21 protein-coding genes are annotated in these 21,979 nt (G+C 68.9%); 12 read left to right on the top strand and 9 right to left on the bottom strand.

Annotated elements, in window-relative coordinates; genetic code table 11:
• Positions 1-81 precede the first annotated feature (81 nt).
• Positions 82-1,197, bottom strand: coding sequence for a type VI secretion system protein TssA (tssA, locus tag AC3WMR_RS09380; RefSeq protein WP_492266487.1), 1,116 nt, complete (start codon positions 1,195-1,197; stop codon positions 82-84).
• A gap of 142 nt (positions 1,198-1,339) precedes the next feature.
• Between tssA and AC3WMR_RS09375 the strand changes: the two genes are divergently transcribed.
• The 6 genes from AC3WMR_RS09375 (at position 1,340) to AC3WMR_RS09350 (ending at position 6,079) form a co-directional block, all read left to right on the top strand.
• Entirely contained in the window at positions 1,340-1,591 is a 252-nt protein-coding gene (locus tag AC3WMR_RS09375) for a hypothetical protein (RefSeq protein WP_025137938.1), read from the top strand.
• 36 nt (positions 1,592-1,627) lie between these two features.
• Positions 1,628-2,782, top strand: coding sequence for a PAAR domain-containing protein (locus AC3WMR_RS09370; RefSeq protein ID WP_492266486.1), 1,155 nt, complete (start codon positions 1,628-1,630; stop codon positions 2,780-2,782).
• Positions 2,783-2,893: 111 nt separating this feature from the next.
• On the top strand, positions 2,894-3,139 hold the full coding sequence (locus tag AC3WMR_RS09365) for a ParD-like family protein (protein ID WP_025137936.1): 246 nt from the start codon (positions 2,894-2,896) through the stop codon (positions 3,137-3,139).
• Positions 3,140-3,931 (top strand): type I methionyl aminopeptidase, encoded by a 792-nt coding sequence (map, locus tag AC3WMR_RS09360; RefSeq protein WP_025137935.1) that lies wholly within the window; start codon positions 3,140-3,142, stop codon positions 3,929-3,931.
• 135 nt (positions 3,932-4,066) lie between these two features.
• Positions 4,067-5,287: an MFS transporter gene (locus AC3WMR_RS09355; protein WP_492266485.1), complete on the top strand. Its 1,221-nt coding sequence runs from the start codon at positions 4,067-4,069 to the stop codon at positions 5,285-5,287.
• Between the two features lie 156 nt (positions 5,288-5,443).
• Positions 5,444-6,079, top strand: a complete 636-nt coding sequence (locus tag AC3WMR_RS09350; RefSeq protein WP_492266484.1) for a glutathione S-transferase family protein — start codon at positions 5,444-5,446, stop codon at positions 6,077-6,079.
• A 21-nt stretch (positions 6,080-6,100) separates the two neighbouring features.
• Here the strand turns inward: AC3WMR_RS09350 and sodC are convergent, their stop codons facing one another.
• The 3 genes from sodC to AC3WMR_RS09335 all read right to left on the bottom strand — a co-directional run bounded on the left by sodC (position 6,101) and on the right by AC3WMR_RS09335 (position 9,092).
• On the bottom strand, positions 6,101-6,625 hold the full coding sequence (sodC, locus tag AC3WMR_RS09345) for a superoxide dismutase [Cu-Zn] SodC (protein WP_263914507.1): 525 nt from the start codon (positions 6,623-6,625) through the stop codon (positions 6,101-6,103).
• Between the two features lie 213 nt (positions 6,626-6,838).
• Entirely contained in the window at positions 6,839-8,083 is a 1,245-nt protein-coding gene (locus AC3WMR_RS09340; protein WP_492266490.1) for a DUF445 domain-containing protein, read from the bottom strand.
• Positions 8,084-8,222: 139 nt separating this feature from the next.
• Positions 8,223-9,092: a LysR substrate-binding domain-containing protein gene (locus AC3WMR_RS09335; RefSeq protein WP_492266483.1), complete on the bottom strand. Its 870-nt coding sequence runs from the start codon at positions 9,090-9,092 to the stop codon at positions 8,223-8,225.
• Between the two features lie 271 nt (positions 9,093-9,363).
• Here AC3WMR_RS09335 and eno point away from each other — a divergent pair, with 271 nt between their 5' ends.
• A complete protein-coding gene (eno, locus tag AC3WMR_RS09330; RefSeq protein ID WP_492266482.1) occupies positions 9,364-10,644 on the top strand; it encodes a phosphopyruvate hydratase in 1,281 nt (426 codons plus the stop codon).
• Here eno and AC3WMR_RS09325 read toward each other — a convergent pair.
• Positions 10,608-11,399: an AraC family transcriptional regulator gene (locus AC3WMR_RS09325; protein ID WP_492266481.1), complete on the bottom strand. Its 792-nt coding sequence runs from the start codon at positions 11,397-11,399 to the stop codon at positions 10,608-10,610. The genes eno and AC3WMR_RS09325 overlap by 37 nt on opposite strands.
• A gap of 123 nt (positions 11,400-11,522) precedes the next feature.
• Here AC3WMR_RS09325 and AC3WMR_RS09320 point away from each other — a divergent pair, with 123 nt between their 5' ends.
• Entirely contained in the window at positions 11,523-12,245 is a 723-nt protein-coding gene (locus tag AC3WMR_RS09320) for an HAD family hydrolase (protein ID WP_492266480.1), read from the top strand.
• Between the two features lie 12 nt (positions 12,246-12,257).
• Here the strand turns inward: AC3WMR_RS09320 and AC3WMR_RS09315 are convergent, their stop codons facing one another.
• The 4 genes from AC3WMR_RS09315 to AC3WMR_RS09300 form a co-directional block, all read right to left on the bottom strand.
• Positions 12,258-12,998 carry a hypothetical protein gene (locus AC3WMR_RS09315; protein ID WP_492266479.1) on the bottom strand — a complete coding sequence of 247 codons (741 nt, stop codon included), beginning with the start codon at positions 12,996-12,998 and terminating at the stop codon, positions 12,258-12,260.
• 115 nt (positions 12,999-13,113) lie between these two features.
• A complete protein-coding gene (locus AC3WMR_RS09310; RefSeq protein WP_492266478.1) occupies positions 13,114-13,731 on the bottom strand; it encodes a hypothetical protein in 618 nt (205 codons plus the stop codon).
• Complete coding sequence (locus tag AC3WMR_RS09305) at positions 13,713-14,993, bottom strand: hypothetical protein (RefSeq protein ID WP_492266477.1); 1,281 nt, start codon at positions 14,991-14,993, stop codon at positions 13,713-13,715. Before AC3WMR_RS09305 ends, AC3WMR_RS09310 begins: the two co-directional genes overlap by 19 nt.
• Before the next feature lie 105 nt (positions 14,994-15,098).
• The gene (locus AC3WMR_RS09300) at positions 15,099-16,028 is read right to left on the bottom strand and encodes a LysR family transcriptional regulator (protein ID WP_492266476.1); all 930 of its coding nucleotides are present in this window, start codon (positions 16,026-16,028) and stop codon (positions 15,099-15,101) included.
• A 252-nt stretch (positions 16,029-16,280) separates the two neighbouring features.
• On the opposite strand from AC3WMR_RS09300, the gene AC3WMR_RS09295 reads away from it, so the two are divergent.
• The 4 genes from AC3WMR_RS09295 to AC3WMR_RS09280 are packed head-to-tail and all read left to right on the top strand — an operon-like array spanning position 16,281 to position 21,975.
• Complete coding sequence (locus AC3WMR_RS09295) at positions 16,281-18,401, top strand: 3-hydroxyacyl-CoA dehydrogenase NAD-binding domain-containing protein (RefSeq protein WP_492266475.1); 2,121 nt, start codon at positions 16,281-16,283, stop codon at positions 18,399-18,401.
• A gap of 35 nt (positions 18,402-18,436) precedes the next feature.
• Positions 18,437-19,618: an acetyl-CoA C-acyltransferase gene (locus AC3WMR_RS09290; protein ID WP_492266474.1), complete on the top strand. Its 1,182-nt coding sequence runs from the start codon at positions 18,437-18,439 to the stop codon at positions 19,616-19,618.
• 11 nt (positions 19,619-19,629) lie between these two features.
• The gene (locus AC3WMR_RS09285) at positions 19,630-20,832 is read left to right on the top strand and encodes an acyl-CoA dehydrogenase family protein (RefSeq protein WP_492266473.1); all 1,203 of its coding nucleotides are present in this window, start codon (positions 19,630-19,632) and stop codon (positions 20,830-20,832) included.
• Positions 20,833-20,841: 9 nt separating this feature from the next.
• Positions 20,842-21,975, top strand: coding sequence for an acyl-CoA dehydrogenase family protein (locus AC3WMR_RS09280; RefSeq protein ID WP_492266472.1), 1,134 nt, complete (start codon positions 20,842-20,844; stop codon positions 21,973-21,975).
• The last annotated feature ends 4 nt before the right edge of the window (positions 21,976-21,979 follow it).

The raw sequence follows: 21,979 nt of genomic DNA, 5'->3' as shown, positions 1-21,979 counted from the left end.
GCGACGGCCGGGCACCCATCGAACAGGCGGCGAACACGCCGCGTTGCGGGCCCCGGCAGCATGCCTGGGGCCCTTTTGCTATCAGCCGTTGTGCTCGGGCGGCTTGGGCACGCCCAGCAGCTCTTCCAGGCCCGACAGGGCCTCGCCGTTCTTGACCACGGTGCGCAGCCACAGGTGCAGCGACATCTCGCCCCAGCTGGCCGCCTTGTCGGCCAGATAGGCCACCGGGCTGTGCGGTTCGGTGCGGCGAAAGAACTCAGCCACTTCACGCAATTGCGCCAGGGCCTGGTCGCGGGTTTGCAGCGGGCCGCGCGCGGGCGCGGGCGCGGCGGACGGGAGATCGGCGGCAGCGGTCAAGGTGGGCTCCATCCGGATGGCGGGTGCGCCGGCAGGCGATGCGGCCGGGGCCACGGCTGGCGGCGCCAGGTCGGCGCGCACCAGCAGTCCGGCCTCGCGGGCGAAACGATGCACGAGTTCGGTCACGTCCTGCAGGGCCGTGCGCAGCGGCGTGAAGGCCGGGCCGTCATCGCCCAGGCGTTCGGTCAGCGTCAGTTCCAGCACGTCCACGGCCGCGAAGCAGCTTTGCAGCTGGCTTTCGAGGTCGGAATAAAACGCGGGCGGGGTATCGCGGCGGGCGGCATCGAACTGGTCCAGCGTGACCTTGCCGCGCGACATGTCGGCCGCATTCTGCGGCGTGCGCTTGATGGCGTTGGCCAACTGGCTGGCGCTATCCCACAGCACCGCGCCAAAGCGCCCGCCTTCGGACTGCGTCAGCGGCAGTTCGCGCACCAGTTGCTGCGAGCGCGACAGCAGCCAGGCCAGGTTGCCGACGCGCTGCTGCGCATCGCCCTCGTCCGGCACGGGATGCAGGCCGTCCCAGTAGTGGCGGCACAGGCCGTCGACCAGCAGGAAGCCGTCGCGCAGGCCGGCAAAGCCGCGCGTCTTGGCCCAGGCTTCGGCCAGCCAGGCGGCCACGCGCACGTCCTTGCTGCGATTGGCCAGCACGTCGGTGCAGATGCGGATGACCTGGGGCCAGTCGGCCTCTTTGATGTCGATGACCCAGTCGCCCTGGTCCAGGTGGGGGTCGTCGTGGCGGCGGGCTTCGCGGATGGCGTCGAATTCGGCCGAAAAAACCATGTCGGCGCCACAAGGCGCCGGGCCGGGAATGGGCTGCAACAATGCGTCGATATCGCTCATGGGTTCCTGAGTCGTGGCGGCGTCGAAAGCAGCGATGATCCCATATCTGTAACGACGTTACGTTCTAAGATGACACGTCCTATTACAAAGCGCATCAGGCACCCTGGATATCATTCAAGCTCTCCAAAAACTGGGAGTCGCGATGAACAAGTCATTCCACATGATGCCCAACGGCCGCTTCATCAATGGCACGCCGCGGCGCTGCCCGGACGGCACTTACGTCGGCGACGGCGGGCCGATCACACGGGCGCCGGACGGCACCTACGTTGCCGGCACGCCGCAGCGCGCGCCCGACGGCAGCTACCTGGGCAGCGGCGGTCCCGTGCGCATGGCGCCCGACGGCACCTTCGTCGTGGGCCCGCCTCGCATGGCGCCTGACGGCACCTATCTGTAAGCATAAATAACCATCCTTTCGGAGCAACGGCCGGCCATGGCGCAGCGATCCGTAATACGCAAGGGCGACCGCACGTCACATGGCGGCGTGGTCGTCACCGGGGACGAGTCCGTCCAGATCTTCGGCCAGCCCATGGCGCGCGTGGGCGACCGCGTCACCTGCCCCAAGTGCGCCGGCCAGCACACCATCGTGGAAGGCGTGCAGAGCGTCAGCTCGAACCGCCCCACCGCGCTGGAAGGCATGAAAACGTCTTGCGGCGCCACGCTGATCGCCAGCCAGCAGTTCTACCAGCTTGAGCATGGCGGCGGCCAAGGCGGCGGTTCGGGCGTGAACGATGCGGCCGCGGCCGTACAGGCCGGCGCGCCGGCCGCGCTGGCCGCGGCGATCGCGCCGCAGGACGCGCCCGCCCAATGCGCCCACGTGTCCGACACGCTGAAACTGACCGAGCAGATGTTCGACGCCAAGCGCGCGCCCGTACGCATGACCGGCCCATCGGCCTACCAGCCGCCGGCCGGCCAGGCCCGCCAAGGCGACGACAAGTGCGTCATGTACGAGGCCTGGCCCGGCGGCCAGCGCGTGCCGGTGGTGCTGGAGCCGCGCGAATCGCCCTGGACCGGCAACCTGTTGCAGCGCTCGTCCAGCGAGATCACCGAACGCCTGACCGAACAGCCCCAGCCGCAGCCCGAACAGGTGGCCAAGAGCCTGGGCGCGGCGCCCAAGGCGCTGTTGCAAGGCCGCGATCTGCAGATTCGCATTGCGCGCGGCATGTCGCTGGAAGACCGCGTCACCCGCCTGAACGCGCAGGTCGTCAAGGGCCCGCCGTGGGCCGACCCGACGCGCGACGCGCATACCGTGGGCGAAACGATGTTCTCGCACATCACGCTCTACAGCATGCCCGGCGAGCAAGGCATGGTCGACCACGCCGTGCTGCACGAGCTGGCCCACAGCTACGCCAACAACACCCAGGTCGACATGAAGGCCTGGGCGGCGGCCGCGCGGTCCGACGGCAAGGTGCCGTCCGACTACGCCAAGGCCGGCCCGCAAGAGGACTTCGCGGAATTCGTGGTGATGGCCGTGGCCACCCAGGGCACCGGCTGCGAGCCGTACGCACGGTCGCAGTACCCGGCGCGCTACAAGCTGCTGGACGGGATGAACCTGCTGGACAAGGCGCCGGCCGCGCAAACTGCCTGAGGCTGCCCGGCGTCGGCGTCCGTGGGCGTCCGTTCAGGGCGCCGATTTGCACCCGTCGGTAACCCGCAGTACTATACGTTCCATATACAAATCATATACGGAACGTTCACTATGGGCATCGTCAAGATCTCCGAGCAGATGCACGAAAACCTGCGCGTCGCCAGCGGCGCGCTCAGCCGCTCCATCAATTCCCAGGCGGAACACTGGATGCGCATCGGCATGCTGTCCGAGCTGTACCCCGAATTGCGCCACGCCGATATCTGCCAGCTGCTGATCCGCATCGAGCAGGCGGAGGGCTTCAGCATCGCGGCGCTGTCCCAGGGGCAACCGCAACCCGGCCAGCAGGAGGCCGCGTAAATGGCGAAGAAGGTTTCGATCAAGTCCGCCGCCGACATCGTCATGGCCCGCAAGGCCGGCGCACTGGCCGCGGACGTGCTGCACATGATTGCCGAGCACGTGCGCCCCGGCGTCACCACCGACGAACTGGACCGCATCTGCCATGACTACATCGTCAACGTGCAGCAGGCCATTCCCGCCAACGTCGGCTACCACGGCTTTCCCAAGACCATCTGTGCGTCGGCCAACCACGTGATCTGCCACGGCATTCCGTCGGCCAAGGTCCTGAAGAACGGCGACATCCTGAACATCGACGTCGCCGTCATCAAGGACGGCTGGTATGGCGACACCAGCCGCATGTACTTCGTGGGCCAGCCCAGCCCGCTGGCGCGGCGCCTGGTCAACACCACCTACGAAGCCATGCGCGCCGGCATCCTGGCGGTCAAGCCGGGCGCCACGCTGGGCGACATCGGCCACGCCATCCAGACCGTCGCGCACCGCGAGCACTTCAGCATCGTGCGCGAATACTGCGGCCACGGCATCGGCCAGATCTACCACGACGATCCCCAGGTGCTGCACTACGGCCGCCCGGGTGAAGGCATGGTGCTGCAGCCGGGCATGATGTTCACCATCGAGCCCATGATCAACGCCGGCAAGCCGCAGACCAAGCAACTGCCCGACGGCTGGACCGTCGTCACCAAAGACCGCTCGCTGTCGGCGCAGTGGGAACACATGGTGGTGGTCACCGAGACCGGCTATGAAGTCCTGACGCCTTGGCCGGACGGCTTCGGCGATTACCCGCCGATTCCTTGAGCGAAACGCCCGGGCGGCCTGGGCGACGGTCCGCCGATTCCTGGCGCTGAACCATCGCAACATTCGGAGTGCGGACCGCGCGGGGCCCGATCATGATCGGGCCCTTGCCGTTTCTGCGGCCCTGCCGCCCGCCCCATGCCCGCCCTGCCCCCGGCCTTCCGGCGTCTCGCCGCGTCCAACCTGGCCGCTCAGTTCTCTGAACAGATCGCCCTGGCCGCCGCGCCGCTGGTGGCCGTGCTGGCGTTGGGCGCGAGTGCGGCCCAAACCGGTTATCTGCAGACCGCGCAGACGTTGCCCTTCCTGCTGCTATCGCTGCCGGCCGGCGTGCTGGCCGACCGGATATCGCGGCGCGCATTGATGACGGCCGCCGAGTGCGCCCGCGCCGCCAGCCTCTTGGGCCTGCTGGCCTTGCTCGCGCTGGGCGGATTGAATCTGGGATGGCTGGCCGTGCTGGGTTTTCTGGGTGCGGTGGGCACGGTGGCCTACAACGTGGCCGCCCCGGCGCTGGTGCCGACGCTGGTGCCGGCCCGCGACCTGGGCAACGCCAACCGCTGGCTGGAACTGGCGCGCAGCGCGGCGTTTTCGGCAGGGCCGGCCCTGGGCGGCGCGCTGGTCGGCTGGATCGGCGCTTCCAGCGCCTATGGGCTGGCCACGGCGCTGTCGCTGCTGGCCGCCATGCTGCTGGCGGGCCTTCCGGCCGAGCCGCCGCGCACGGCGCCACGCCGACGGCTGTGGCGCGAACTGGCCGAGGGCGCCGCGTTCGTGGCCACCCATCCGCTGCTGCGGCCCGTGCTGGTGACCGCGGTGTTCTTCAATACCGCCTGGTTCGTGCTGCAGGCCGTGTACGTGGCGTATGCCGTCGCCCATCTGGGCCTGACGGCGGCGGGCGTGGGCGCCACGCTGGGCATCTACGGCGCGGGCATGCTGGCCGGCGCGCTGGCCGCGCCCTGGCTGGCCGCCCGTCTGCCGTTCGGCGCGCTGATCGCGGCCGGGCCGCTATGCGCGCTGGCGGCCAGCCTGATCCTGCTGTCGACCCTGGCGCTGCCGTCCGGCGCCTGGGCGGCAGTGGGTTTCTTTCTGTTCGGCGCCGGCCCGATCCTGTGGACGATTGCCACCACCACGCTACGCCAGTCGGTCACGCCCAATGCGCTGCTGGGCCGCGTGTCGGCCGTGATCGTCACCGCCACCTTCGGCGCGCGGCCGGTGGGCGCGTTGATAGGCGCGGCGCTGGCGGCGCGGGTGGGGGTCGAGGCCTGCCTGTGGGTGTCCAGCGTGGGGTTCGCGGTGCAGTTCGCGGTGCTGTTCGCGTCGCCCGTGCGGCGGCTGCGCCATCAGCCGCAAGCCGTGGCGGCTTGAGGCGCCGCCCATCTGTTGTGCCCATCAATCCGCCGATCTGTATCTGTCCGCCCGACCGCCTCTGCCGCTAGACTGGCGCGATATGCCAAGGCGTCCCAAGCGCCGCCGGCTTTCCGATCCCACATTTCTCCGCGCCCAGGCGGCGCGGCTGCCAACATGCTGAACATCCTGGGCAAGGCCTCTTCCATCAATGTCCGCAAAGTGCTGTGGACCTGCGCCGAACTGGACCTGCCGTTTGAACGTGAAGACTGGGGCGTGGGCTTTCGCCCGACACAGGACCCGGCCTTCCTGGCCCTGAACCCGAACGCCATGGTGCCCGTGCTGCGCGATGGCGACTTCGTGCTGTGGGAATCGAACAGCATCATCCGCTACCTCGCCGGGCAATACGCCAAGACGGACGCGCTGTACCCCGCAGCGCCCCAACGCCGCGCTCGCGTCGACCAATGGCTGGACTGGCAGGCCACCGACCTGAACCGATCGTGGAGCTACGCCTTCATGGGACGGGCGCGGCAATCGCCCGCCCACCAGGACCCGGCGGCCATCGCGGCATCGACCCGGGACTGGGCGCATTTCATGGGTATCCTGGAACAGCGCCTGCAAGCGACCGGCGCCTATGTGGCGGGGGATGATTTCACGCTGGCGGACATTGCGGTGGGCCTGTCGGTGAACCGGTGGTTCAGCACGCCGCTGGATAACGACAAACGGCCACCGCTACCCGCGGTGGCCGCCTATTACGACCGCCTGGCCGAGCGTCCGGCTTACCTGCTGTACGGACGCAACGGCACGGCTTGAGGCGCCTTACCTGACCACGCCTTACTTGACCACGCCGCACACCAGGCGCCCGCCTCCGCCGCCCAGCGGCTGGGGCGTGTCGCTGTAGTTGTCGCCGCCCACGTGGATCATCAGCGCGTGCTTTTTCACGTCGGCCAGCTTCAGGTGCGGCGCCACCACGGCCTGCTTGGCCGTGCCGTTGGCAGCCACGACAATGAAGGGCAAGTCGCCCGTGTGGCCGTCGGTGGCTTCAGGGCCCTTGTGGGCCTTGGTGCCGTGCGGGTCCAGGTGGCCGCCCGCCGCGCCCCCGGGCGCCATCTGGCCGTTCACCATGCCGGGGTCGCACGAGCCTTTTTCGTGCACATGAAAGCCGTGTTCACCGGGCGGCAGGCCCGTCAGGTTGGGGGTCAACTGCAGGCCGGCCTTGGTCTGCTTCAGTGAAATGGTGCCGGCGCTTTTACCCACGCCGTCGGCGGTCAGGAACGACATAGCGACGTTCTCGGCCTGGGCCGCGGCCGAGGCGCCGGCCAGTGTCAGCGTTGCAACAAGTATCGAGATTTTCTTCATGGACTTGCCTCCTGGGATCTTGCGCCGGTTGCGCGCCGCCCGGGTGGGCGGTGCCGGGTCTTGCCGCCTGTCGCCAGGCGCCGAAGACTGCGAAAGACAATAGCACCGGGGCGCGGCGCTTCGCCAGCAATCTTCATTCCTGATACATCCGAAGTAACACGCCGTTGCCGGCAGACCTGTCGGCCCCCCCGCGCACCCGGCAAACGCAGATTCCTAGCTACCCACCAGCAACACCCCGGCGTGCAGCAGCACGCCGATCAGCCCGCCCACCAGCGTGCCGTTGAAGCGAATGTATTGCAGGTCGCGCCCCACGCTCAGTTCCAGTTCGTCGACCAGATGCCGCTCGTCCCACAGCTTGACGGTGCGCGAGATGTGTTCGGTGACGCCGATGCGCAGACGCCCCGTCAGGCGGCGCGCGGCGCCCAGCACATGGTTGTTGATGGCCTCGCGCAGGTCCGGGTCTTCGCCCAGCTTGCGGGCCAGCGCCAGCAAGGCGCTTTCCAGGTGCGCGGCCAGGGCCGACTGCTCGTTGGCCAGGTCGCGGCGCAGCGCGGCGTGGATGTCGTCCCACAGGCCTTGCACGTATTCCTGCACCTTGGGGTGATCGATGACGCGCTGCTTCAGGGCTTCGACCTGCTCGGCCAGCGCCGGGTCGGTGCGCAGGCGCTCGATGTAGTCCAGCACCCAGGCTTCGTAGTCGCGCCGCACCGGGTGGCCGGGTTCGGACAGCACGTCGCGCAGTTCCTGCACCAGCGCGCGCGCCAGGCGGTCGGCCAGGTTGTCGGCGATGCCGTCGACCGAGGCGATGACGTCGACCGCCGAGATGATGCGCGGCCATTCCTTGCGCGCAAACTTCACCAGCAGCGCCGACGCGCGTTCTTTCACGTCGTCGTCGCCGAGGTAGCCGCCAAGGCGTTCCATCGCGGCGTCCAGCAGTTCCTGGTGGCGGCCGTCGCGGGTCAACAGGCCCAGCACCTCGCCCGCGGTGCCGGCGGCGTCCCAGCGGCGCAGATTCTTGACCACGAATTCCTGGATCACGCCGCGCACCGCCTGATCGTCCAGCAGGTCCAGCGTTTGCAGCGCCACGCGGCGCGCGCCGTCGCTCAGGGCATGCGCCTGCCTGGGGCGGGCCAGCCAGCGCGACAGGCGCGCGGCCGGGTCGAACACGCGCAGCTTTTCCATCAGCGTGTCCGGGTCCAGGAAATGGTCGCGCACGAACACCGCCAGGTTGTCGCCGATGCGGTCTTTGTTGCTGGGAATGATGGCGGTGTGCGGAATGGGCAGGCCCATGGGCCGGCGAAACAGCGCCACCACCGCGAACCAGTCGGCCAGCGCGCCCACCGTGGCGGCTTCGCAGAAGGCCCGCACCCAGGCCCACGCGCCCTGCCCGCCCATGACGTGGCTGGTGATGAACCCGCTGATCATCGCCACCAGCAGCGCCAGCGCGGCGAGCTTCATGCGCCGCAACTGCGCGCGGCGAGCTTGCGAGGCCAGCGCGGAATGGGTCGCGGACGAGCGGGCGGACGATGGTGTTGCGGTCATGAGGCCTCCGGCGGGAACGCGAGGCCCAGCATACCAAGCCTGCTGGTCGGCGGGATCAATCGCCCGCCTCGGCCAATGCGCCGCGCAGCCAGGCGATGAAGGCATCGGCGTGCGCCGTGCGCGTGCGGCCGGCGGCCGGCACCGCACGCAGGCCGCCGTCGAACGGCACGAAGCCGTAGGGCGCCACCAGTTGGCCGTCTTGCAGTTCACGCGCGATCAGGCGCCGTTCGACCAGCGCCACGCCCAGGCCGGACAACGCGGCCTCGATGCACAGGTGGGTGTGCGGAAACGCCAGCGTGTCGCCCTCGGCCGCCGGCTGGCCGGTGATGGCTTCCCATTGGTTCCAGGCGCTGGACGTGTATTCATGCGCGATGCGCACGCGCGACGCGGGCTTCTTGCGGGCATAGGCCGGGGTGCAGACCGCGCCGAAGCGCACCGGCGCCAAGGGCAGCGCCTGGCGCCGGTCGGCCTCGACGTAGCCGGACAGGTCCCAGGCCAGGATCAGGTCGGCGCCTTCGTTGCGCATTTCGCGCGCCGAGGTCATCGACAGGCGGATGCGGATGTCCGGGTGCTTGCGATAGAACACGGCCAGCTGCGGCACCAGCCAGCGCATGGCGAAGGTGGCGCTGCACGCCACATGCAGCCCCGGCGCCTGCGACTCGCGGGCCAGGCGCTCGTAGGCGTTTTCCAGCTGGTCGAACGCGGCGCGCACCGAGGCATAGAAGGTGGCGCCGGCCTGGGTCAGGCGCAGGCCGGTGCCATCTTTCTCGAACAGCGCCACGCCCGCGTGTTCCTGCAACAGGCGCAGGTGGCGGCTGATGGCGCCGTGGCTGCGGCAAAGTTCTTCTGCGGCGCGCGTGACCGAGCCGCTGCGGGCAATGGCTTCGAAGGCGCGAACGGCGGATAGCGGGGGCAATTGGCGCATGGCGTGAGGGACGTTGGCAAGGTTGGGCGCACGCGATGGCTGCTGGGTTCGGTTGCTTATTCGTCAAGAAAACTGACGAATAGGCAGAAAAACTGCATTGTCGGCGGCATGGCCTGTTTTTAGCATGGCGGCATTGCAATCGGGGCCGTTCAACGGGCATCACCCGCCCATTCAAGCCACTACGCACGGATTTCGGTGGCGCGGCCAGCGCAACGGCCCGGCACGGCATTACTTTCAATTAACTGACCTTTCCGTATCTGGAGCCCACGCCATGCACATCACCCACCTGACCGCCCACGAGGCGCTGGACAGCCGCGGCAACCCCACCGTTGAAGTCGAAGTCCGCCTGGACGACGGCGCCCGCGGCCTGGCCCTGGTGCCGTCCGGCGCGTCCACCGGCCAGCGCGAAGCCCTGGAAAAGCGCGACGGCGACGCCGCCCGCTACCTGGGCAAGGGCGTGCTGGGCGCGGTCAACGCCGTCAATACCGAACTGCGCGCCGCGCTGCTGGGCCTGCGCGCCGAGCAGCAGGCCGAGATCGACCAGACCCTGATTGCACTGGATGGCACCGCCGACAAGAGCCGCCTGGGCGCCAACGCGCTGCTGGGCGTGTCGCTGGCGGTGGCGCACGCAGCGGCGGCCAGCCAGGGCCTGCCGTTGTGGCGCCACGTGGGCGGCGTGCAGGCGCAGACGTTACCCGTACCCATGATCAACATCATCAACGGCGGCGCGCATGCCGACAACCCGCTGGATTTCCAGGAATTCATGATCCTGCCGGTAGGCGCGGACCGCTTTAGCGAAGCCCTGCGCATGGGCGCCGAGGTGTTCCACACGCTGCGCCACGCGCTCAAGGCAGCGGGCCACAGCGTCAACGTCGGCGACGAAGGCGGCTTTGCGCCCACCCTGCGCAACGCACCCGAGGCGCTGGACTTCATCATGGCCGCCATCGAACAGGCGGGCCTGCGCCCCGGCGCCGACATCGCGTTGGCGCTGGACCCGGCCGCCAGTGAATTCCATGGCGCCGAAGGCTACCGTTACCACGGCGAGAACCTGTTGCGCAGCCCCGAACAGCAGGTGCACTACCTGGCCAGCCTGGTGCGCGACTACCCCATCGTGTCGATCGAAGACGGCATGGCCGAAGACGACGCCACCGGCTGGAAGGTGCTGGGCGCAACCTTGGGCAACACCTGCCAGCTGGTCGGCGACGACGTGTTCTGCACCAACCCCGCGCTGTTCCAGGCCGGGATCGAACAAGGCATCGGCAATGCGATCCTGGTGAAGATCAACCAGATTGGCACCCTGAGCGAAACCTGGCGGGTGCTGGCGCTGGCGCGCCGCGCGGGCTATGGCGTGGTCATGTCGCACCGCTCGGGCGAAACCGAAGACACCACGATTGCCGACCTGGCGGTGGCGGCCAACTGCGGCATGATCAAGACCGGTTCGCTGTCGCGCGCCGACCGCACGGCGAAGTACAACCGCCTGCTGCGCATCGAGCGCGAACTGGGCGCGGCGGCCGTCTATGCCGGCGCCAGCGCGCTGGTACGGCGCGCCTGATCCGACGCCAGGCGGCCGGTCAGGCGCTTGAACATCGCGGCAAAGGCGCTGGCGGTGGCGTAGCCGGTTTCGTGCGCCACGACACCCACCGGCGCGCCCTGCCCCAGCCGGCTGAGCGCCACCATCAGGCGCAGCCGGTGGCGCCAGGCGGTAAAGCCCATGCCCAGTTCGCGCACGAACAGCCGCGCCAGGGTGCGTTCGGACAGGCCGAGCCGGGCGGCCCAGGCGGCCAGGCCGTCGGCGTCGGCCGGATGGCGCAGCAGATGGTCGTGAATACGGCACAGACGGGCATCCGCCGGCCAGGGCATGTCCAGGTGCGCCAGGCCGCGCCAGTCGATCTCCTGCATCAGCAGACGGGCGATCAGGCCGTCCTTGCCGGCCTCGTCGTAGTTCATCGGCATGTCCACCGCCCGCAGCAGCAATTCGTGCAGCAGCGGCGACACGCCGGTCAGCGTGGGCCCGCGCCCGCCGCCCAGGCCCGGCGTGAGATAAGCGGTGCGCAGCGACACCTTGCCGCGCATGCGGGTCTCGTGCAGCACGCCGGCCGGCATCCACAGCGCCGTGCGCGGCGGCACCAGCCACAGGCTGCCCGCCGCGCGCACCTGCATCACGCCTTGCACGGCGTACATCAGCTGGTCGCGCGGATGCTGGTGCGGCCGGCTGTAGTGGCCGTCGGGATATTCCTTGGGCATGGCGCCCAGCGGGCGGTCCAGCCACTGGTAGTCGATCTGGTTGCTGCTTTTGGGCGCCGTCATCGCGCTGTCGTCCCGAGCCGCCGTCGGCTGTCCGAAACGGCGTAGTCATTGTCCGAGGCGCCGCCATCGCGGCCGGCGCCCGTTCCTAGAATGCGGATTTTGACATTGCCCGCGAGGAACGACGTGAAGAAACATATTCTGGTGCTGGACATCGACGGCACCCTGACCGACACCGTAGCGTTGCACCAGCGCGCCTTCCTGGGCGCCATGCAGGCCCTGGCGCTACCAGCGCTGGAGACGGACTGGGGCGCGTATCCGCATCACACCGATACCGGCATCCTGCGCCATGCGCTGGCCACGAACGGGCGGGCCGAGCCGTCAGCCGGACAATTGATGGCGTTCGAACAGGACCTGGCGCGGCGCTTTCTGGATGAATTGGCGGCAGCGCCTGCGCCGGCAGCGCCGACGCCGGCCGCGCCTACGCCGGCAGCGCCCATTCAGCCCATCCCGGGCGCTGCCGACTTCGTGCATGGCCTGGCGGATTCCGCCTGGGCCGTGGTGTTCGCCACCGGCGGCGTGCGCGCGGTCAGTGGCGTGAAGCTGCTGGCCGCAGGCATTCCGTTTTCGGACGCTGCCCTGTTCACCGCCAGCGAAGAACCGGCGCGCGATGCCCTCGTGGCCCGAGCCATTGCGCACGCGCACCGTGCCTATCCACAAACGCGCAACGGCATGGTGGTGTCGATGGGCGATGGCCTGTGGGACCTGAAAGTGGCGCGGCAGTTGGGCCTGCGGTTCCTGGGCGTGGGGTCGACGACGCAAGCCTTGGCGGCGCGCGGCGCCACCGTTTTGCCCGACCTGACGGGTGCCGCCGCGGCACTGTCGGCGCTGTTGGCCGAACACGGTTGAAGGCGGTGAACCTCAGGCCTCGCCCCGATCCCGGTACGCGATGGCGCACTGGATGGCGAACGCCAATACCAGCACCAGCGTGATGATCAGGGCGCCCGCCCCGGTGGCGATCGCGTCGAGCCAGCGCGTATGCAGGGCCGTGGTGAGCGAGCCGGTGGCAATGGCGGTGGACGCGGTCAACAGCAACAGCAAGGCCGCAAACGGCCAGACCCGGCCGCGCAGCCAGCGGCGCGATTGGCCCAGCCCGTAGCGGCCCGCCAGGGCGGCTTGCGGCAGGCTCAGCGACCAGGCGCCCAGCCGATGCATCACCGGCAGCCAGATCGCCAGCCACAAGAGCAGCATCAGCGTCAGGAAGACCACGCTGGGCGTGCCCGGCATCTTGAAATACAAGGCCACGCCCAGCGACGTGCTGAATGATTTCAGGCCGACGATCAGCGCGGCCAGGCCGGTCAGCAGCGCCAGCACGCGCAGGTAGGCGCCATCGATGCGCAGCGGCGGCTTGGCCGGCGATTCGTTCAGGTAGTGCTGCCAGGCCACCACCAGCCGCGCCAATGACAGCAGGCAGACGATGGCGGCCGCCAGCAGCCAGCGTTCACGCGGACCGCCAATCTGGTCGAGCAGCAACGCGCCGGGCAGCGACATCACGAACAGAATGAACGCCAGCGGCGCGGCGGCGAACATGCCGGGAACCTGCCGGGTGAACTGGCGCAGCGTCTGGGCCAGCAGGCGGCGGCCGGTAAGCGGTTGCGGCACGGGACGGCTCTCCTTGGGCGGGTCGATTGGGGCTCGGCCAGGCCGGGCGTCCCAGCGTTATACCAGAGCGCCGCAAGCGCTACGGCAGCCCGCGGGGCGTCGCGGCGCCGTGGCCTCAATCCGTGAACAAGCGCGGCACCAGTTGGCCCAGCGTACTGATGTGTCCGTCCATTTTCTTGCCTTGCGGGTTGGCGATATTGGCCGCGCCTGCCGTACGCAGGCGCAGCGTCAACGTGCGGCCGCCTTCATCCACGTTGAACTGCAGCCCGAACACCCAGTCGACCCCCTCGGATCGGGCCATCAGCGTAAGCCAGCCTTCTTGCGGTTCCTGCGACGTCTGCGCGTACAGCAGTTCACGCTGTTCCAGGGCGGCCGGCGCGGCGGCGGCAAAACGCTGCATCGCGGCAAGCACGGTCGGCGTATTGCCGGCCAGGGGCAACTGCACCAGTTGCAGCGGCGGCACCAGCAAGCGATGGGAAAACAAAGTCGGCAACGCCAGGGTCGACGCGGGGCGGGCGCTCCCGCCGCCCGTCGCGTCGGACGGCGACCCAGGCTCGGCGGGTCCCGCAGCGGCCGGCGCGGACGGCGGCGCGACGGCGCTTCTTGTCGGGCCGGCGGCCGATGTACAGCCGCCCAGCAACACCACGATCAGGAACGGCCACAAGCCCCTGAGCAGCGGCCGGAACATACCGCCGCCTTCGGCCTGGCGCAGCGCTAGGTTCTTGCAGCGCATGCTTTGCCCTCCGGCTTGTCATGGAATTTAAGGAATTCTTCCACGCGCGTGAACTGCGCTTTTGGCTTGTAGCAGGCGTTCAACCCCCGCAGCAGCAGGAATTCCTCTTCGCTGCCCAACGCATTGGCGAAGAACTCGTCGTTCAGTTTGTCCGAGATCAGGTTCAGCGTCTTGTCATCGCGATAGCGCGCCAGGCGTTCGCCCAAGGTGTACGCCGTCAACGCGGCTTCCAGGCGGCTCTGCGCATCACTGACTTGCTCGATCGAAGCCCCCGTCCCTACCTTGCTCAGCAGCGCCGTCAGGGCCACCGATTTTTCCAGCACGGACTTGGGCACGATGCTTTCAAAGGTGCCCACCGACACCAGCGCGGTCGGCACGTTCAGCGGCGTGTCGCCGTCCAGCGCCTGGTTGGTGCGAATGTTGTAGCGCAGCGGCTTTTCCCAGAACGCGCGCGGCCCGCCCACCGGCCGGCCCACCACCACGTACGTGCCCTGCTTGAGCAGCCCCAGGTCGGAACCGGCCGCCTGGTTGACCGCCGCCTGCGAATACAGCTGCACGCTGTAGTCCAGCACCATGCGGTTGCGCTGGTTGGCCAGCACCAGTTCGGCGGCGGTAAAGGCCACCCCCACCAGCGGCGACACCAGCGGATTGTTGGCCAGGCTGGCCGCGCCGCTGGCCACGCCCTGCGCGCGTTGCAGGGCGCGCAGGGTCTCGGCGTTGCGCTCGGTGGTGACGTCCATCACCCGCAGTCGGAACGACGGCGCCACGCGCTCGTCCCAGCGCTGCACGTAATAGACCAGCAGGTTCGAGAAATTCAAGGACTGGTCGGGCTGCACGCCGCGTTGATACCAGACCACGATGGACTGGTTGCTGCCGTCTTCCTTGGCCGCGATGTCCAGGATCACGGCGTAGTCCGCCGGCCCGTCGATGCCGGCGGTCTTGTTGCCGCGGGCGTCTCGAATGGCCGGGATGTCGACCGACCGCATCATGATGGACAGCGGCGCGTTGGCCTGCACCACGGTGGACTGCTCGTTGGCCGACACCGGTGTGCCGGCCAATTCCAACGTTCGTACGGACTCGGCGGGATTGGCGGCCGGCTTCAGATAGAAGATCCGGTTATCCGCATAGATGGGCGTATGCACGGTGTAGCTGTCGCCGATACGGGGCTCGCCGCCCGCGCACCCGGCCAGCAGTCCGACCCCCCCCAACAGGCCCAGCCGCCACTTGCCGGCCAGCGCCCGGCGTAAGAACACGAAAGCCATACTTGCTCCGCAAGAAAAGGCCCGCAATGGATCGGAACGACGACGGGATTTTTATCATTATGTTTCTTTTTGTCAAACCTCGATAACCCGCGTCCGACCCCATCCCTACTCGCCCGTGCCCAGCAGCCCCGGCCGCCCTTCATGCGCCGCCTGGGCGCGCTGCTGGATGAACTCGATCAGCATCGCGATGGCGCGCGGGTGATGCCGATTGGGCATGTACAGCATGTACATGCCGCGCCCGAAGATGCTCAGGCGCCATTGCGGCAGCGCGGCCACCAGGTCGCCGCGCGCGACGTCGTCGTGCACCACGTAGTCCGGCACCACACCCACCCCCAGGCCGGCCAGCATGGCGTCGCGCAGGAAGGCGTAGTTGCGCGAGATGATGGTGGGTTCCAGCACCACGTGCTGGCGCGGCTGCCCGCCGTAGTAGGCCGACAGGCGCAGCGGCCGGCCAATGACGGCGGCGCTGATGACCGGCAGCCGGGTCAGGTCTTCGGGGCGCGCCGGCAGGCCGCGGGCGGCGGCGAAGTCGGGCGAGGCGCAGGCCACGTAGCGCACCTGCCCCAGTTCGCGCGCCACCAGGTTCTGCGGCGGCTCGGACATGATCCGCACGGCGATGTCGACTTCGTCGCGCAGCAGGTCGTCGACGCTGTTCTCGAACAGCACGTCCAGCACGATGTCGGGGTAGGTTCTCTTGAATTCCAGCAGCCATGGCGTCATGACGAACTGGCCGTAGCCGCTGGGCACGCTCAGGCGCACCTTGCCCTGCGGCGTCTTGCCCAGGCTTTCGACGGCTTCGCGCGCAGCCGCGAGTTCGTCCTGGATGCTGCGGCCATGCTGATACAGCTTCAGTCCTATTTCGGTGGGTTCGACGTGCCGCGTCGTGCGTCGCAGCAGCTGCATGCCGACGGCGCGCTCGAGCTGGGTCAGGTGGTAGCTGACGTTGGCGCGGGTCATTTTCAGGCGGCGCGCGGCCTCGCTGAGGTTGCCGGCGTCCAGAATCTCTACCAGCAGGGTCAGGGCTTTGGTGTCCATGTCGAATCTCCTCGACCGATTGTCAATTTTTTTTATCATCAATGTCAATTATTGATGTCATTGTCAAGACTTCTTTACTGGGAAAGAATAAGCAAATACAAGACGGGCCGTCCCTGGCCCGCCAGGCGCCGTGACTGCGCCGCGTCCGCCTCCGGGGCGTGCCGACCTGCTTGAAAAGCCCTGCGCGATTCAAAGCCGGCACACCCGGGCCAGGCCAGCGCGGGCGGCAAGCCCTACCGGAGACACTGTCCCATGACAGCCAGCGCAAACGCCGGCGCGGTGCACACGCGCCGCGACGGCGACATTCTTGTCGTCACCCTCGACCATCCCCCCGTCAATGCCCTCAGCTTCGCGGTACGCGGCGGCCTTGCACGCGCCATCGACGAAGCCGAAGCCGACCCGCAGGTACGGGCCGTGCTGCTGACCGGCGCGGGCAAGAATTTCATAGCCGGCGCCGACATCCGCGAATTCGGCAAGCCGCCCGTGCCGCCCAGCCTGCCCGACGTCTGCAACCGCATCGAAGCCTGCGCCAAGCCGGTGGTCGCGGTGGTGCAAGGCGCCGCACTGGGCGGCGGCCTGGAAGTCGCGCTGGCCGCGCATTACCGCGTGGCGCTGGCCAGCGCCAAGCTGGGCTTGCCCGAGGTCACGCTGGGCCTGTTGCCCGGCGCCGGCGGCACCCAGCGCACGCCGCGCCTGATCGGCGCGCAAGCCGCGCTGGACCTGATGCTGTCCGGCAAGCCGCTGGCCGCGCAGGCGGCGCTGGCCGCCGGGCTGGTCGATGAACTGGCGCCCGGCACCGACCCGCTGGCCGCCGGCCTGGACTACGCCCGCCGCCTGCTGGCGCAAGGCGCCCAGCCGCGCCGCAGCCGCGATGGCCGCGCCCTGGACGACAAGGCCACCGCGCTGGCCGCCGTCAACGCCGCCAGCCAGCAGGTCGCCAACACGGCGCGCGGCCTGTTCTCGCCCGCCAAGATCGTCGAGGCCGTGCGCGCCGCCATCGAGCAGCCCTTCGACGAAGGCCTGCGCACCGAACGCGCACTGTTCCTGCAATGCCTGGACAGCCCGCAACGCGCCGGCCTCATCCACGCCTTTTTCGCCGAACGCGACACCGCCAAGATTCCCGAACTGAAAGAAGCCAAGCCGCGCCCGCTGGACAGCGTGGGCGTGATCGGCGGCGGCACCATGGGCGCGGGCATCGTGGTGGCGCTGCTGGACGCCGGCCTGCCCACCGTCATGGTCGAGCAGGACGACGCCGCGCTGGAACGCGGCCGCAAGCGCGTCGAACAGGTCTACGACCTGTTGGTGAAAAAAGGCCGCATGACGGCGGACGAACGCGGCGCGCGGCTGGCGCGCTTTACCGGCGCCACGAACTACGACGCCCTGGCCGGCGCCGACCTCATCATCGAAGCCGTGTTCGAGGACATGGACGTCAAGCTGGCCGTGTTCGCGCAACTGAACCGCGTGGCCAAGCGGGGCGCGGTGCTGGCCACCAACACGTCCTACCTGGACGTGGACCGCATCGCCCAGGGCACCACGCGCCCGGCCGACGTGCTGGGGCTGCACTTCTTTTCGCCGGCCAACATCATGAAGCTGCTGGAAGTGGTGGTGGGCCGCGAGACAGGCGCCGACACCGTGGCTACCGGCTTTGAGCTGGCGCGCCGCCTCGCCAAGATCCCGGTGCGCGCGGGCGTGTGCGACGGCTTCATCGGCAACCGCATCCTGGCCGTGCATCGCCAGGCGGCCGACATGATGATGGAAGACGGCGCCTCCCCCTACGAGATCGACGCCGCCGTGCGCGAATTCGGCTACCCCATGGGCCCCTACCAGATGGCCGACCTGGCCGGCGGCGACATCGGCTGGGCCACGCGCAAGCGCCGCGCCGCCACTCGCGACCCGGCGCTGCGCTACGTGCAGATTCCCGACCGCCTGTGCGAACGCGGCTGGTTCGGCCAGAAGACCGGCCGCGGCTTCTATCTGTACCCCGATGGCGCGCGCACCGGCACGCCCGATCCCGACGTGCTGGCCATCATCGATGCCGAACGCCGGCGCGCAGGCGTCACCCCGCGCGACTTCAGCCACGAAGACATTCAGCGCCGCTACCTGGCCGCCATGATCAACGAGGCCGCCAACGTGCTGCACCAGGGTATTGCGCTGCGCCCGTCCGATATCGACATGGTGTTCCTGTCCGGCTACGGCTTTCCGCGCCATCGCGGCGGACCGATGCACTACGCCGACCGCGTCGGCCTGGCAAACGTGCTGGCCGACATCCGCGCCTTCGCCAAGGAAGACCCGGCATTCTGGAAGCCGTCGCCGCTGCTGGTGCAGCTGGCCGAATCCGGCCGCGATTTCGCCAGCCTGAATTCCGCCGGCTGACGCCCCCCAATACCTATACCTACCTGGACACCGACATGCGCGAAGCCGTTATCGTTTCCACCGCCCGCACGCCCATCACCAAGGCGCAGCGCGGCGAATTCAACCTGATCGCCGGCCCGACGCTAGCCGCCCATGCCGTGCGCGCCGCCGTCGACCGCAGCGGCATCGACCCGGCCCTGATCGAAGACGCCATCCTGGGCTGCGGCTACCCCGAAGGCGCCACGGGCCGCAACATCGGCCGCCAGGCCGTCATCCGCGCCGGGCTGCCCGTCAGCATCGGCGGCGCCACCGTCAACCGCTATTGCGCGTCGGGCCTGCAGGCGATTGCGTCGGCGGCCGCGCGCATCGTGATGGACGGCGCGCCCGCCATGATCGCGGGCGGCGTCGAATGCGTCTCGCACATCCGCACCCGCGACGACGGCGTGAGCGGCATGGACCCCTGGATCCTCGCCAACAAGCCCGAGCTGTACCTGCCCATGATCGAGACCGCCGACATCGTCGCGGCCCGCTACGGCATCAGCCGCGAAGCGCAAGACCGCTTTGCCGCGCAAAGCCAGGCACGCACCGAAGCGGCCCAGGCCGCCGGCCGCTATCGCGAGGAAATCATCGCCGTCACCACCACGATGTCGGTCACCGACCGCGCCACCGGCGCCGTGTCCGAACGCGAAGTGACGATCGACAAAGACACCTGCAACCGCCCCGGCACGACCTACGAGGCCCTGGCCGCGCTGGCCCCGGTGCGCGGCGCCGGCCAGTTCGTCACGGCCGGCAACGCCTCGCAGCTGTCCGACGGCGCCGCGGCCTGCGTGCTGATGGAAGCGGACGAAGCCAAGCGCGCGGGCATCCGGCCGCTGGGCGCCTTCCGCGGCCTGGCCGTGGCCGGCTGCGAGCCCGACGAAATGGGCATCGGCCCGGTCTACGCCGTGCCCAAGCTGCTGGCCCGCCATGGCCTGAAAGTCCAGGACATCGACCTGTGGGAACTGAACGAGGCCTTTGCCTCGCAGGCGCTGTATTGCCAGGAACGCCTGGGCATCCCCATGGACCGCCTGAATGTGGACGGCGGCTCGATCGCGCTGGGCCATCCATTCGGCGTCACCGGCGCCCGCCTGGCCGGCCACGTGCTGATCGAAGGCCGCCGCCGCGGCGCGCGCTACGCCGTCGTCACGATGTGCGTGGGCGGCGGCATGGGCGCGGCCGGCCTGTTTGAAATCTACTGAGGAAACGCGTCATGGATCTGGAATTCACCCCCGAAGAAAACGCCTTCCGCGATGAAGTGCGCGCCTTCCTGGCCGCCCACCTGCCCACGCGCCTGTCGGACAAGGTCATACAGGGCAAGCTGCTGGCGCGCGCCGACATGGTCGAGTGGCACGCCATCCTGAACCGCCAGGGCTGGCTGGCCAGCCATTGGCCCGTCGAGCACGGCGGCACCGGCTGGAGCACCACGCAGAAGTTCATCTTCGACAACGAATGCGCCCTGGCCGGCGCACCGCGCATCGTGCCGTTCGGCCTGAGCATGCTGGGCCCGGTGCTGATCAAGTACGGCAACGACGCCCAGAAGCGTCACTGGCTGCCGCGCATCCTGGATGGCACCGACTGGTGGTGCCAGGGCTATTCCGAACCCGGCGCGGGCTCGGACCTGGCCTCGGTCAAGACCACCGCCGTACGCAGCGATGACGGCAGCCACTACATCGTCAATGGCCAGAAGACCTGGACCACCCTGGGCCAGTACGCCAACATGATCTTCTGCCTGGTGCGTACGTCCAGCGAAGGCCGGCGCCAGGAAGGCATCAGCTTTCTCCTGATCGACATGGCCAGCCCGGGCATCGAAGTGCGCCCCATCATCACGCTGGACGGCGAACACGAAGTCAACGAAGTGTTCTTTTCCGACGTGCGCGTGCCGGTCGAGAATCTGGTGGGCGAAGAGAACCGCGGCTGGACCTGCGCCAAGTACCTCTTGACCTACGAACGCACCAACATTGCCGGCGTGGGCCAGTCCACCGCCGCGCTCGAACGCCTGAAGGCGGTGGCGGCCAGCCAGAAGAAAAACGGCAAGCCCCTGGACCAGGACCCGGACTTTGCCGCCCGCCTGGCGCGGGTTGAAATCGAACTGGCCAACATGCGCACCACCAACCTGCGCGTGGTGGCGGCCGCGGCGGGCGGTGGCGCCCCCGGCGCGGAAAGCTCGATGCTGAAGATTCGCGGCACCCAGATCCGCCAGGAAATCACGGCGCTGAACCGCCGCGCCATGGGCCCCTACGCCCGCCCCTTCGTGCCCGAAGCGCTGCATGACGGCTACGACGCCGCGCCCATCGGCCCGGACGGCGCCGACAGCGCCGCGGCGCAGTACTTCAACAACCGCAAGCTGTCGATCTTCGGCGGCTCCAACGAAATCCAGAAGAACATCATCTCGAAGATGATCCTGGGACTGTAAAGGCCGGCCATGAACTTTGAACACACCGAAGACCGGCGCATGCTGTCCGACATGCTGCGCCGCTTTGTCGCAGAGCAATACGATTTCGCCACCCGCGAACGCAACGCCAGGCTGCCGCAAGGCTACAGCCCCGACTTCTGGCGTCGCTACGCCGAACTGGGCGCCATCGGCGCGCTGTTCGCCGAAGAACACGGCGGCCTGGGCGGCGCGGGCTTTGACATCACCGTGGTGTTCGAGGCGCTCGGCCGCGGCCTGGTGCTCGAACCCCTGCTGGACGCCCTGATGGTGGGCAGCGCCATCGCGCAAGCCGGCAACGCCGCGCAACGCGAGGCGCTGGACGGCCTGATCGCCGGCGGCATCACCGCCGCGCTGGCCGCGGCCGAACCGCAATCGGGCTACGCGCTGTCCGACGTGCGCACGCGCGCCGAACGCAGCGGCGACGGCTGGGTCCTGAACGGCGCCAAGGCCGTGGTGGCGGCGGGTGAGCACGCCGACCTGTTCCTGGTGTCGGCCCGCAGCGCCGGGGCCGACGACGACGAGGCCGGCATCAGCCTGTTCCTGGTCAGCGCCGGCACGCCGGGGCTGACGGCGCGCGGCTATGGCCTGATCGACGGCGGCCGCGCGGCCGAACTCACCTTCGACCAGGTCGCCCTGGGCCCGGACAGCCTGCTGGGCGAAGCCGGCGCCGGCTACGCTTTGCTGGAACATGCCACCGGCCGCGGCATGCTGGCGCTGTGCGCCGAAGCCGTGGGCGCCATGGACTGCGCCCGCGACGCCACGCTGGAATACCTGCGCACGCGGCGCCAGTTCGGCGTGCCCATCGGCAGCTTCCAGGCACTGCAGCACCGCATGGCCGACGTCCTGCTGGAAATCGAGCAAGCGCGTTCGGCGGTCATCAACGCCGCCGCGGCGCTGGACCACCCCGACCGCGTCACCCGCGAACGCGCGCTGTCCGCCGCCAAATACACCATTGGCCGCATCGGCACGCTGGTGGCCGAAGAAAGCATCCAGCTGCATGGCGGCATCGGCATGACCTGGGAACTGCCGCTGGCGCACTACGCCAAGCGCCTGGTCATGATCGACCACCAGCTGGGCGACGAAGACCACCACCTGCGGCGCTACATCGCGCTGGGGCAGGCTTGAATGG

This window comes from Achromobacter sp. FW305-C-28, assembly GCF_058783235.1.
This window is presented reverse-complemented; position numbering and strand designations above follow the sequence as displayed.